General features: G+C 46.1%; 13 protein-coding genes and 1 riboswitch. Of the genes, 10 read left to right on the forward strand and 3 right to left on the reverse strand.

Annotated elements, in window-relative coordinates; all coding sequences use genetic code 11:
• A partial coding sequence (locus BBG47_RS15465; RefSeq protein ID WP_139070706.1) for a VWA domain-containing protein occupies positions 1-1,887 on the reverse strand: 1,887 nt, incomplete at its 3' end.
• Between the two features lie 151 nt (positions 1,888-2,038).
• A riboswitch (cyclic di-GMP riboswitch) is annotated at positions 2,039-2,126 on the reverse strand.
• A gap of 440 nt (positions 2,127-2,566) precedes the next feature.
• Here BBG47_RS15465 and BBG47_RS15470 point away from each other — a divergent pair.
• The 4 genes from BBG47_RS15470 (at position 2,567) to BBG47_RS15485 (ending at position 5,576) form a co-directional block, all read left to right on the forward strand.
• Positions 2,567-3,490 (forward strand): ABC transporter ATP-binding protein, encoded by a 924-nt coding sequence (locus tag BBG47_RS15470; protein WP_065292433.1) that lies wholly within the window; start codon positions 2,567-2,569, stop codon positions 3,488-3,490.
• Complete coding sequence (locus BBG47_RS15475; RefSeq protein WP_083189338.1) at positions 3,480-4,178, forward strand: ABC transporter permease; 699 nt, start codon at positions 3,480-3,482, stop codon at positions 4,176-4,178. The genes BBG47_RS15470 and BBG47_RS15475 overlap by 11 nt, the downstream gene beginning before the upstream one ends.
• 236 nt (positions 4,179-4,414) lie before the next feature.
• On the forward strand, positions 4,415-4,615 hold the full coding sequence (locus BBG47_RS15480) for a cold-shock protein (RefSeq protein WP_005543633.1): 201 nt from the start codon (positions 4,415-4,417) through the stop codon (positions 4,613-4,615).
• 310 nt (positions 4,616-4,925) lie between these two features.
• Positions 4,926-5,576, forward strand: coding sequence for a TVP38/TMEM64 family protein (locus tag BBG47_RS15485; protein WP_021255720.1), 651 nt, complete (start codon positions 4,926-4,928; stop codon positions 5,574-5,576).
• A gap of 154 nt (positions 5,577-5,730) precedes the next feature.
• Here BBG47_RS15485 and BBG47_RS15490 read toward each other — a convergent pair whose 3' ends face one another.
• Positions 5,731-6,549 carry a hypothetical protein gene (locus BBG47_RS15490; RefSeq protein WP_065292434.1) on the reverse strand — a complete coding sequence of 273 codons (819 nt, stop codon included), beginning with the start codon at positions 6,547-6,549 and terminating at the stop codon, positions 5,731-5,733.
• A 343-nt stretch (positions 6,550-6,892) separates the two neighbouring features.
• Between BBG47_RS15490 and BBG47_RS15495 the strand changes: the two genes are divergently transcribed.
• Positions 6,893-7,207, forward strand: coding sequence for a YbjQ family protein (locus tag BBG47_RS15495; RefSeq protein WP_021255722.1), 315 nt, complete (start codon positions 6,893-6,895; stop codon positions 7,205-7,207).
• A 141-nt stretch (positions 7,208-7,348) separates the two neighbouring features.
• On the opposite strand, the gene BBG47_RS15500 is transcribed toward BBG47_RS15495, so the two are convergent.
• The gene (locus BBG47_RS15500; RefSeq protein ID WP_021255723.1) at positions 7,349-7,558 is read right to left on the reverse strand and encodes a cold-shock protein; all 210 of its coding nucleotides are present in this window, start codon (positions 7,556-7,558) and stop codon (positions 7,349-7,351) included.
• A 283-nt stretch (positions 7,559-7,841) separates the two neighbouring features.
• Here BBG47_RS15500 and mug point away from each other — a divergent pair, with 283 nt between their 5' ends.
• The 5 genes from mug to BBG47_RS15520 all read left to right on the forward strand — a co-directional run bounded on the left by mug (position 7,842) and on the right by BBG47_RS15520 (position 13,204).
• Positions 7,842-8,357 (forward strand): G/U mismatch-specific DNA glycosylase, encoded by a 516-nt coding sequence (gene mug / locus BBG47_RS15505; RefSeq protein WP_065292435.1) that lies wholly within the window; start codon positions 7,842-7,844, stop codon positions 8,355-8,357.
• Positions 8,358-8,568: 211 nt separating this feature from the next.
• A complete protein-coding gene (locus BBG47_RS29940; protein ID WP_005543625.1) occupies positions 8,569-8,742 on the forward strand; it encodes a hypothetical protein in 174 nt (57 codons plus the stop codon).
• Positions 8,743-8,933: 191 nt separating this feature from the next.
• The gene (locus tag BBG47_RS15510) at positions 8,934-9,386 is read left to right on the forward strand and encodes a MarR family winged helix-turn-helix transcriptional regulator (protein WP_021255725.1); all 453 of its coding nucleotides are present in this window, start codon (positions 8,934-8,936) and stop codon (positions 9,384-9,386) included.
• A 112-nt stretch (positions 9,387-9,498) separates the two neighbouring features.
• On the forward strand, positions 9,499-11,325 hold the full coding sequence (locus tag BBG47_RS15515) for an ABC transporter ATP-binding protein (RefSeq protein ID WP_065292436.1): 1,827 nt from the start codon (positions 9,499-9,501) through the stop codon (positions 11,323-11,325).
• Positions 11,326-11,392: 67 nt separating this feature from the next.
• Positions 11,393-13,204, forward strand: a complete 1,812-nt coding sequence (locus BBG47_RS15520) for an ABC transporter ATP-binding protein (RefSeq protein WP_083189341.1) — start codon at positions 11,393-11,395, stop codon at positions 13,202-13,204.
• Positions 13,205-13,263: the final 59 nt, after the last annotated feature.

The following is a 13,263-nucleotide window of genomic DNA, read 5'->3' on the forward strand; positions in this document are numbered from 1 at the left end:
ATAGGTTACTTCCGCCTTCTCAGGCGTGTAGCCTGGGATATCCAGAGCTTTCAACGTAATGGACTCGCCAATTTTACCTGAATGAGAAGTGTCATCGTTAGCGATGGACTTGCCCGTATCCTTATCGACGAACTTGATCGTGATAGGGAGTGCTGTCTTCTTGTAGAAGAAGGTATACTCGTTGTCCTTGGCCTTAAATGTGTATTGAACTTCGGCGTTCTCAGGCGTGTATCCCGGGATGTCGAGTGCCTTCAACGTAATCGTCTGTCCGTCGGTGCCGGAGAGCGAAGTATCGTCGTCAGCGATGGATTTGCCAGAGTCCTTATCCACATACTTAATTGTTAGCTTTTGTGGAGCTAGCATATATCCGAACCATACTGTTTTGTTAGGTTCCTGCAGTGTTAACGTTTCTTCTGTAGGGTCGGTGCCCTTTTTCAACACATAGTTATCAAGCTTCGGAGCAGGAACCTTGTACTTCGGCCCTATATCCAGCGCATCCTTCCCATTGACAGCGAAAGACTCGCTGTACAACTGCTCTGCAAGATCCACACGTTCGACAACCTTGCCGTCTGCGTTAATAGGCTCGCCTTGTTCATTAACCTTGTAGCCTTTAACAAGAATGGAGCCTTTGCCGAAGCTGACTTGAGGCACTTCAAAATCTTTTGTTGTACGTTGATGATTCACATCTGTATATTCCATGGTGGTTCGTCCGTTTGTCGGGTAATTGACATCAGCACTCGGATTTTTAGAAGAGTCCATTTTGATGGTATATGTCAGGGTTGCCGGACTTCCCTCTACGATGTTGCCAACGTCCCATACAAACGTTTCCGAAACTGAATCCCATTTCACCGTGCCTTGAGATGCTGTATAGTCTTGCTTTTCAACAGGTGCATTACCTTTGAAAATAAGGTTAAACATTTCACCCATCGGATCCTTGACTATAGCATTTTCAGCCGCGTAAGAAATTTTCCCTGCCAGTTCAGAGAAGACCTTCTCCAGCTCTGCGCTGTCAGACGGGTAATAGTTGTTTGCTGAAGCGCTGTTCTTTAAGACATATACAGCGTTAGCATCACTGCCGACCTCGAGCCCGATCGAATAAATGGTGATTCCTGCATCCTTGGATGTTTTGGCTTGAGATATCGTAGGAATTCCATTGTCCTTAACCGTATATTTATCTATCTTGTATCGATCTCCGAACAAGCCAGAGGATAAATCATAGCTGTTGCCGGAACCGATAGTCTTGGTGTAGTCAAAGTTGGAAAGTACAAAGTTATACTTGTTATTGGGCCATGAATAAGGAGCGGCTTTTTTTGCAGGAGAACTGAACGTTGGCGCACCGTCACTAAGCAGCACAATAAATTTATTTTTAGCTGAACTCTTTGTAGTTAGTAACTGATGTGCTGTGTTGAGAGCGCCTTGTATGTTTGTCCCTCCGGAAGCCGAGATACCCTTAATATTGTTCAGGAGCTTTTGTTTGTCATTCTGGCCAAGAAATCCGGATGATGTGTCCTCTGCGCTGGTGCTAAACGTGACAAGAGCAATTCTTGTTTTGACGTTGGACAAAAGCAGTGTGTTTACAAATTTCTCCGCTGCTTTTTTGGCATTGTCTAACCGTTTGTAGTTTTTCATACTGTCTGACTTGTCTAAGACAAGTACGACATCGGTGTCACCGGCTTCAACGTTCTTCCCTTCGGCGGTCAGAGTAATCTGCCACTCTCCTGGCGTCCCGGTTGGCTTCGCTGTCTTGCTTAATTTCACAGCACCTGGCTCTGGCCAAATTGGATCACGTGCGGCTGCATCTGCACTTTGCAGTGTGTGAGGAATAAACCCGAAGAACACGGCAAATACGCACAGCCATGTTACGGCCAACTTTACTCTACGTTTCATTCAATTCGCCACCTCATTTTTTCATTTTATTCCTCCCCTACCGAAGTGAGTCCATGCCTCCTCATTCTTATTTATATAGCTCAACGGACAGTTAATTCCGCCAGAACTTCATATAAATAAAAAAAGTCCAGCTGCAAGTAACAGAATTGTTAGTTGCAGCCGGACTATCATAGGTCGTACGACCGTTAGACTCCGAAGCTTTGCGGCCTAATCTTTCGATTAGTGTGCCCTATGTGATTGATCAATCATAACACTTCTTATTCAAGCGAAGATGACTGTAATCATAGGCATAGGGAACTATCAAGCTCAATATAGGTTACGAGGAACAATTTGTCAATGATAAGAAAATACTAGTTTGTATACATACTACAAGTATTAACCTACTAGAGTTGATTCATACCTGATAATAGATAATCAATCTATATGCCTCCAACTTTATAACTATTCATTGCTATCAGAATGGAAATAACGGATTGAATTGCTCCAATGCCCGTACGATAATGAGTAGAGCAGATAATCTAGCAATCGGCTTCAGGAATACCAAGGTGTGTCGAGTGAGACTGAATGAAGAGCAAATAGAGCTTAAGATTTTTGTAAGGATTGAGTAAGGAATTAGAGAGGAATGCCTCATACAATAAAGTCATCGGGAAGCACGCATTGAGCGGGAGGAGATACTGGCATGACGTATTTATTACGTACACATCATTTAACGAAGACGTTCCAAGGTAAAGAGGTCGTCTCGAATGTGAATATGAACATCCGTCAAGGAGAGATATATGGATTTTTGGGTCCGAATGGGGCCGGTAAGACAACAATTATGAAAATGATTACGAACTTAATTAAGCCTACAATGGGTCAAATTGAAGTATTTGGGGAAGCGCTAGCCCCCAAGTCGTATCATCTGCTGGCTCGGATGGGGACAATTATCGAATATCCTGTATTTTATGACAAGCTGTCGGCACGAGAGAATATGGAGCTGCACTGCGAGTACATGGGATATCACAACATGAAGGCCATAGATGAGGCATTGGAGCTGGTGAAGCTCAACCATGTGGGTGATAAAGCAGTTAAAGATTTCTCGCTTGGAATGAAGCAGCGGCTAGGGATCGCCAGAGCGATCACAACGAAGCCGGAGCTGCTTCTATTGGATGAACCTATTAATGGGCTGGATCCGATAGGGATTAAGGAAATACGCGATTTGCTTCTTATGCTGAGCAGACAATATGGTACAACGATATTGATATCAAGTCATCTGCTGGGTGAAATTGAGCTAGTTGCAGATACGATTGGTGTCATTAATAATGGTCGATTAATTGCAGAAGTGTCTATGGACGAGGTTCGTATGAAAAATAGCGAATATATTGAGATTGTGACGAATGATTGCACGCGAGCTGCGTTCCTGCTCGAAGATAAACTAGGCATACACAATCTACGAGTCATGGACGAGCGCATAATTCGAGTATATGATCCGAATATCCAGCAGGGTATGCTGACGAAGGAACTGGTCATGAACGATATCTTAATCGAATCGATCCATAAGAAAAACAGCTCCCTAGAGGAATACTTCTTATCATTGTTGGAAGGGGGCGATCATGTTGCGTAATTTGATAGGTTTGGAGCTTCGCAAGCATCGCATAGGAGGGTATATCCGAAACGCGATTATTGCAAATATTGTCGCGATTGCCATCTTATTCTTGATGTTATACAGTCCTAACATGATGGAAGAAGTTGTTTTCGCGGATTACACTGCCCTTTTTGTGGGTGTGGATTCATTTGTACGAATGATCTTTATCGTCTTTGCAGCAGTATTGATATCTCGGTTCATTATTGATGAATATAAATCAAAGACAATAAACATCCTATTTATGTATCCAATAAGTCGGAAAAAGATCCTCCTCAGCAAGTTGGCCATTATCGCCATCTTCACATTTAGCAATATTATTGTGTCTGAAATTGTGCTCAACGCGATCTTGTTGACAGCAAATGCAATTGTACCCATTATACAAGAGCCCCTGACTTTGTCGATAATTGGGGGAGGGGCATTGAAGTTGATCATGAATGCAATGGCTGCAAGCATTATGAGCCTCATTCCGCTATATTTTGGCATGAAAAAATATTCGACACCGACGACGATCATGTCTTCCTTGCTCATTGTTTCCATCGTGTGCTCGAATAATGGGGGAGTCTCGCTGAATTCAATCATTATCGTTCCGATCATCTTGGCACTGATCGGTGCATTCGTAATGTACATGACAATAAAGAAGGTTGAGCACGTAGATGTGGTTAATTAGTTGAATACGCTGACGTTGTCTGAGCCTGAGAAGACTTGGACAACGGGAAATTAAAACAAATTAAAAAACAGGAATTGCTATTTGGGTAACCATGTGGTAAGATGACTATATTCAAATTTGACCTGATTCACATATTGCAGAGGGTTATTTTGAAGCTAGAATAACCTTGTCCAATATGTGAATTTTATTTATTTATGTAAATAAGAGGTCATGTAAATTTTAGGAGGTATTTGTTCATGCAAACAGGTACAGTTAAATGGTTCAACGCAGAAAAAGGTTTCGGTTTTATCGAAGTTGAAGGCGGCAACGATGTATTCGTACACTTCTCCGCAATCACTGGCGACGGCTTCAAAACGTTGGACGAAGGCCAACGCGTTGAGTTCAACGTAGTTGAAGGCAACCGTGGACCACAAGCTGAGAACGTTGTAAAGCTGTAAGACACGAAATTACAATGCCCCAGACCTAAGGTTTGGGGCATTTATTAATTTTATGCGGCAGGGATGCCGTATGAATAGCAAAGAGCCGTCCTCAGGGGCGGCTCTTTGTGTTTCTGCTTCGCTTTTGTTATATTCGCAGCCACGCCATTTATTTGTCGATCTTTTTTGTTGTAGAGGCAGTATAGCGGGGATGAAGTATGTTATGCTATTGTTCGAAGCGAGCTTATGGCGGCTTCCTCTCGTATGACAATGGCAATCATATTGAGCCATTTCGGACAGATAAATATAGAGGCTGGTGGATACGTACAACATGGAACTATCCGAGATAACTTCTTATTTTACCGAAGAGCATTTGAAGGCGTTGTTGGAGCAATTCCGTTCCTTCGGGCCGCTGCCGGGCATATTACTGACGTTCATGAAGTCCTTTATCCCGCCGCTGCCTACCCTCGTTATTGTAGGTGTGAATGCTGCAGTATATGGGTTGTGGCTCGGATTTCTCTATTCATGGATTGGAATCGTGAGCGGCTGCATGCTGACGTTCCTCATTGTGCGCAAGGCAGCAGGCCACCCGTTGCTCGCTCGCTGGGCTGAGAAGCCGAAGGTGAAGAAGAGCATGCTGTGGGTGCGTCATAATGCATTCAGTTATGTCTTCTTGCTTAGTATTTTCCCAGTAGGTCCCTTCGTTCTTATTAATATGGTCGCGGCTGTTGCGCGCATGCGAATCCGCTCCTTCTTCATTGCGATTCTCTTTGGCAAGGCGCTCATGGTATTCTCCGTATCCTATATTGGTCACGATATACAACGATTTATTGATCATCCGCTGCAACTTATTTTTGTCGTCCTATTTATAGGCCTGTCTCTGTTGATTAGCAAAAAAATTGAAGCACGCTTCACGCGGCATACTTCTGATGAAGAAGGGCATATAGACGCTGCCTTAGAACAGCATAAGCAGTCAGTGTAGAAGGGCGATTAGGGTCTCGGCTGGAGGTAGAATGATTGCGCCCTTCCGTCTAGTCAACGTCGCAGCTGCATGTGAATGATGATCCCCGGATAACTCCGGGGATTTTTATTTGCGACCATCTGCAGTTGGCGTGAACCGTAGAGCCTGTATTATGTCATGAAGTGAAGGTGCCTTTTGCTTTGTTTACAATTTCCGTAATACGTGACTCGTGCTGCTCTAGCTTCTTTTTGGACTGATCGATTTGACGAATTAGGGAGACGAGGGATGTTAGCGACTGAAGTGAACTTTTGGCGTCTCCCTTCTTAATTGCTTGATTGAGCGATGACCATAGTGGCGTAGTGCGTTTCTGTAACTCACTAACCGTGCTTCGTTCTGATTTCATTTGGGCATTCACGGTATTGATGCCTGCCAGAATATCACGTACGCGTTTTACGAATTTCGATTTGCTCTCACGTGCCTTCTTTACTGCTTCTACCTTTGTTTTAATGTCCATTCTTGCTAATTGCACTGCGGCCTTCACAATATCGCGCTGCTTGCGCAGTATTTCTTTTTTGTCGTCTTTTTTGGAGCCCATGCGGGATAGCTGATCGTTCAGGAGCTGGTATGAAGCGAATAGCGGTTCGTAGCGTTGTCTTGTTTGCTTTAGAGAGGCTTCCAGTTTATTAATCTTGTCGGTATCCCAGTGTTGAAGCTTACTGCGTACATTAGTCAGGTTTTCTTTATTTTTTGCTTGCACCTGCTTCAGGGTGTTGTCTCGTTGCAGGCTCTGATTTTGCAAGGAAATGAGCTCGCTGTACATGGAGTCTATGGAGCTGGCTTGGGTTGGGGTAGCGGATTCAGCTATCTTGGTCAATGCGGTCTTCGCTGTGGGGGATAATTCCTTGTTTGCTGCATGCGATACAGCGGATAGCAATGGCTGTAGAAGCAACGCGGCGAGCAGTACTGCTGAGACTTGCCAACCTCTCTGTTTCATTTGTAAACCTCCTCTTGGTCGTTAACTTCAGGACAACAAAAAAACCCGCAAGAAGGGCATGATTGCCCATTCCTACGGGTGCTTCCGTCGCAAGAAATTACGATATATTATTTACATGTAAAATATAACCAAATGAATAGGGTCTTGTCAAGGTAGTCTGGATATCTGATTGGACAGAGAAGAGGCATCAACAGATGCATGTTGCAAAAATGTAAGTAAATGAGGGTGGATTGTCATATTAATCAATAGGTACTGTGAATGGCTCGTTGTATACTGGATACTATAGAAAACAGTGAATGTATGAAGAACTTCAAGTTACCCTACCCTTAGGAGGAATGAAATGATGATCGTAACGACAACACCATCGATTCAAGGCAGAGAAATTGTAGAATATATAGATATTGTAACGGGAGAGACAATCATGGGCGCCAACGTCGTACGGGACTTCCTTGCCTCTGTGCGTGATGTAGTAGGCGGTCGCTCTGGTGCATATGAGAGCAAATTGAAGGAAGCGCGTGTCATTGCGATGGAAGAAATGAAGGATGCGGCAAGACGACTTGGCGCCAACGCAATTGTCGGCATTGACGTGGATTATGAAGTGGTGCGAGAAGGCATGTTGATGGTTGCAGTAAGCGGTACGGCAGTCGTTGTTCGTTAGTACAAGCGCTAGAACATAATAAGAATAAATAAGAGGTCTGTGTCTCATTGTGAGCGCACAGACCTTTCGCTGTAAAAAAATGCGGCCAGCCTCAGTCCATAGACGGATGAAGCCAGCCGCGGACGTCGAAGCTGAGCGATTCTACTTCGTGTGGGCATAATTGGTGTTGTTCGTTAGTGTAGGGAGCATACGCGACGATTCAACCATTGTAGACTGGCAGATCGGGCAAATGGGGGTGTCGTCGAATGTGAAGTTCTCCCGCATCCAACAGGAGCAGCCGTCCTGACTGCATTGCCAGATGGATGTTTGCTCCTCGGGAACTGGCTCGGGTTGTTTTTTTGCATAGTACATGGTAGAACCCTCCTTTTATTTGTGCGCGCTGATGAGATGGGATAAATAAAAGCGCGGGCTGAATGAAAAGAACTGCCCCTATGGACAGCCCTTCTATTCACGGTTGACTCGGCAAGTTCCAAGTATGTCTGCAAGCGCAGTCGGTACAGTGAAAACGAATGTTATGCAGCTCACGAGCGTTTTCGCATGTTGCCGCTCTTCTATTATGTGAGTCGACTTCGAAAAATATGCGAAATTTTCTAATTTCTCATGATGTTGTAAATGAGTGAAGGAGGTCATGTCGATGGATTTCATTCCCGATCATCTTGCCCCGCATCTGCGTATTGTGTTCGTTGGTTTCAATCCAAGCTTGAGATCAGGGGCAACGGGGCATCATTATGCGAATCCACGCAATCGATTCTGGCAGATCATTTATCGAGCAGGTCTGACTCCGAGGTTGTTCCAGGCGGAGGAAGATGGCGATCTGATTGAATTAGGCTATGGATTTACGAATATTGTTGCCCGTCCGACTCGAGCGGCTGCGGAGATAACGGCAGAGGAGTATGCGGAAGGGCGCCAGCAGCTTCGTCAGAAAATTGAGATGTATAAGCCGAGGATCGTATGTTTTGTCGGAAAGGGTGTGTATGAGAAGTACAGTGGGCGTGCGGGCATCAATTGGGGTGTACAGGCAGATCCGGTTGTAGAGGGCGTATATGAGTTCGTCGCCCCTTCATCCAGTGGACTTGTCCGTATGAAGCTGGATGAGATTGTAAGCATCTATGCAAGACTAACAGAGGCACTTGATCCCGGTGGCGAATGATGAAGAATGGGCTTATATTTGATGCAGGGGACTAACAGGGAGTAAAAGCGAGCATTATTACAAGCGAACCGTTCTGTTTCATGAAGATGATGCTTCTTGCGGTCAGATGCGGCAGGAAGAGGGAACACCACATTTTTCTAACAAGAGTCTACTCCTTATACTTAAATAGGCTTAAATTGTGCACGTACAACAAGCGAGGAGTGACTTCTGTTTGAGTTACGAACAAATGTTAGATAGACGAAATGAACTGTTAAAGCGGAATATCCAGCAATACATTGCACAGGACAATCAGCACGGACTGAATTCACAAGAGCAATATTTGATGAATCATATGATTAAGGAGCTTCATCAGAACATGCATGATCTGCATGCTAGCCATAAATAAGGCAGTATGTAGGACTGTTGATGATATACGGGAATCGGGAAGAGAGCGTCTGCGTGAGCAGATGCTTTTTTTTGTGCAGGCTACGTACGGTTGAGGGGGTTGTCTGCTGCTTGAATCCGATTCAGCTCTGTGGTAGACTACTGTCACAAAATAAGTAGTCGGCTAAATAAATGAATGGGAGTTTATAGACAATGGAAGATACGTATTTGGATTCGTTAGAGGTGTTGCTGTCACAGGTTGTGCGGGCATACAACAATGAAATGATGAAGAAGGTGCAGGATGTGGGCATCCATCCTGGGCAGCTGCCGATGCTGTTTCTGCTTAGTGATCAAGATGGGCGGAGCCAGAAGGAATTAGTGGAGAAGGCGAAGATTAAGCCAGCAACGGTTACGGTGATGCTGAATCGTTTGGAGAAAGCGGGGCTCATCGAACGCCGTGCGGATGAGGAGGACTTGCGGGTTTCCCGCGTATATTTGCTGCCAAGAGGCAAGGATGCCGTAGGGCATGTGCAGGAGGCCGTGAAGGAAGTGGAACAGCAATGCTTCCAAGGATTCCGCGAGGAGGAGAAAATCCTGCTGCGTCGTTTCCTGCTGCATATGCATCACAATCTGTCTGCTCATGATGAAGAGAGGGTAGGCGAATAGAATAGCAGCCGCTGTTTGCTGTTAAAGGGTTTCTGCAATAAGGCTACGAGCCGTCCCCTCCTGCAGTTTGTATCATTAGTTGCCAAACTAACGTGAAAGGTGCGCTGTATTCATGAAACAGTTATTTGCTTATATCTTGCCTTATCGAAAAGCGGCTTTATGCGCGATGCTCCTCATGCTCGTTGAGGTCATATGTGATCTGATGCAGCCGACGCTAATGTCCCATATTGTAGATTATGGTGTAGTGAATCGGGATATGGGATATATCGCAAGAACAGGGCTCATGATGGTCGGCATCGCCTTTGTCGGTATTGCGGGTGGAATGGGCTGCGTTTATTTTGCGAGTATTGCTTCACAGCATGTTGGCGCAGATATCCGCTTAGCCATGTTCAAGAACATTCAGACCTTTTCCTTCGACAAGTTGGATCAATTCCATACTTCCTCTCTGATTACGCGCTTAACGAATGATGTCGTACAGGTGCAGAACGTCGTGCTGATGATGCTGCGCATGATGACTCGCTTTCCGCTATTGTTCATGGGAGGGATCGCGATGGCGTTCGCGCTGAACGCGCAGATGGCTCTTATATTCGTTGTAACGGTTCCTTTGTTGTTCGGGGCACTTATTCTTATTTTCCGCAAAGGTATTCCTCTATTCAAAAACGTCCAAACCAAACTCGATCGATTAAATGGTGTAGTGCGCGAAAATTTAGCAGGCATCCGTGTTATTAAAGCGTTTGTTCGCTCTTCGTATGAGCAGGAACGATTTGAGAAGAGGAACGCTGACTTGTCAGAAGTAACGGTGAAGGCTGCTCGAATTATGGCGCTTATGATGCCTGTTATGATGCTGGTTATGAATTTCAGTATTGTAGCTGTTCTATGGTTCGGTGGAATCAAGGTAGACGGCGGCAGTATGCAGGTGGGAGAAGTCATCGCCTTTACGAACTATATGATGCAAATTCTGTTCGCGCTTATGATGGTGGGGATGATGCTTATGATGCTGTCTCGGGCTAAGGTGTCTGCAGACAGAATATCTGAAGTGCTGAATACACAGACGGACATTTCAGATATCGCTGCTGTTCGTAACGTTGGACTGGAAGTGGAGCATGGGTCAGAGCATGCAATGGAACATCTAACAGAACATGAATCAGAACTAGCAACGGATTCAGCGGAGCACACCACAGCTTATTCTAAGGCATATGGCCAGCTTGTCTTCGATCAAGTTTCTTTCAGCTATACAGGTGGAGGAGGGCAGCCTGTCCTGAAGCGGATTTCTTTCACGGCGATGCCAGGGGAACGGATTGCGATTCTTGGCTCCACCGGTGCAGGCAAATCCACACTGGTGAACTTAATTCCACGATTTTATGATGTAACAGAAGGGCATATTCTGTTGGGTGGGACAGATGTTCGACATATCCCACTGCACAAGCTGCGGCAGCGGGTTGGTATGGTGCTTCAGGAATCGATCCTGTTCTCCGGGACAATTCGGGATAATATTCGCTGGGGGAATGCAGCAGCTTCCGATCAGGAAGTGCAGGCAGCTGCCGAAGCTGCACAAGCGGCTGAGTTCATTCAGAAGCTGCCGGAAGGTTACGACACGATGATCGGACAACGAGGCGTCAATCTGTCCGGTGGGCAGAAGCAACGCCTGTCCATTGCGCGAGCGTTGTTGAAGCGGCCGTCCATACTTATTCTGGATGATAGTACAAGTGCAGTGGATACGGGTACGGAGGCTCGCATGCAGAAGGCGTTCCGAGAGCAGGTGGAGGGCACGACCTGCCTCATAGTAGCCCAGCGAATCAGTTCCGTGCTGGACGCGGATCGCATCATGGTGCTTGATGACGGATGTGTGGTTGGCATAGGTACCCATGCAGAGCTGCTGGATAGCTGTGAAGTGTATCAGGATATTTATCGTTCCCAAATCGGAGAGGAGGCGGTATAGCGTGTCAGAGCAGAATTCCCGTATAGGACGGGAGCAAGAACGCAGTTCCGCTGACCATTCTGTCAAAATGATGGGTCACAAAGGGCCTGGATCAGGGGGCATGCACCTTATGGGCCCTCCTAAGCAGCCTAAGCAATCCAAGGCGACTATCATTCGACTGTGGCAGTATTTGCGTGCGGAACGCATGCCGCTGCTGGGAGTCTTCCTGCTTGTCGTCGCCAGCTCCGTGTGTGCACTGATTGGTCCTTATTTGATCGGCAAGTCTATTGACAGTCTAGGCATCGACTCAGGGACAACCGACTTCGCCTTGCTCGGATCACTTGTGTCTTGGCTGCTTATTGTGTATGCCCTAGGTGCATTAACCTCATGGATGCACACATATATGATGGCAAGCATCTCGCAGCGAACCGTTCAGGCGATTCGCAAGGATGTGTTCGTCAAGGTGCAGACACTTCCGCTCAAGTTCTTTGATGAGCGGCCGCGCGGAGATGTGATGAGTCGTCTGACCAATGATGTCGAGAATATCAACAACTCTCTGTCACAGAGTACGATTCAGATTTTCACCAGTGTCATAACGGTAACTGGCGCTATCGGCATGATGATTGCACTAAGTCCTGTACTGACATTGATTAGCTTAATTGTCGTACCGCTGGGGCTGTTTGTGACCCGCAGCATAGCGAAGCGAACGCGTCGATTTTTTACGGATCAACAGCGTGAGCTGGGAGAACTGAATGGATATATTGAAGAGATGATCTCGGGCCAGCGGGTCATCAAGGCATTTGGCCGCGAGGAAGAAGCAATTGCTGCGTTTGAGAAGAAGAATATTCAGCTGAGACATGTGGGTATCCACGCACAAGCCTTCTCTGGCTTCGTTCCTCCTCTCATGAATGCAATTAACAATATTAGCTTCGCATTAGTTGCGGCGGTTGGCGGCTATATGGCAGTTCAAGGCGCCATTACGATTGGAATTATTACAGCATTTCTCAATTATTCGAAGCAGTTTGCTCGTCCGATTAACGAATTGGCGAATCAGTATAACATGCTGCAGGCAGCGATTGCTGGTGCTGAGCGTATTTTTGAGATCATGGATGAACAGCCGGAGTATGCTGATCAGCAGACGACATTGCCATTAGAAGGCATGAAGGGGGAAGTTATTTTCCAAGATGTATCCTTCGGATATAAGCCGGATGTGCCGGTGTTGAAGGGGGTTATGCTAACTGCACGACCCGGTCAGACAATTGCACTTGTTGGTCCAACTGGGTCTGGTAAGACAACGGTCGTGAACTTGCTCATGCGCTTCTATGATGTTGATCAAGGCTCAATCCTTATTGATGGGCAAGATATTAGAGACATGGACAAGGAGGAGCTGCGTACCTCGATTGGCATGGTGCTGCAGGATACCTATTTGTTTGCCGGAACGGTTAGGGACAATATTCGTTATGGAAGATTAGAGGCAACGGATGAAGAGGTGGAGCAGGCTGCCAGACTTGCCAATGCACATTCGTTTATCGTGCGCCTACCTGATGGATATGACGCTGTGCTTACGGAAGACGGAAGCAACCTGAGTCAAGGGCAGCGTCAGCTGCTGACGATTGCGCGGGCTATCTTGGCGGATCCAGCCATTCTTATATTGGATGAAGCGACGAGCAGTATTGATACGAGAACAGAGATGCATATTCAGAAGGCGCTTCAGACCTTGATGAAGGGACGTACGAGCTTCGTTATCGCACATCGGTTAAGCACGATTCGAGACGCAGACCAAATTCTTGTTATCGAGCAAGGCCGTATTATTGAGCGCGGAACCCATGGAGAATTGCTGCAGCAGGAAGGGTTCTACTATCGATTGTATATGAACCCCCTTATTCAGGAAGTATCCTGATGCCCGTGATATCGAATGAATGACAGCAAATGAAAACTAAAGTGAGTTATGATAAAAGA

This window comes from Paenibacillus sp. KS1, assembly GCF_001680695.1.
GTDB lineage: Bacteria > Bacillota > Bacilli > Paenibacillales > Paenibacillaceae > Paenibacillus_B > Paenibacillus_B suaedae.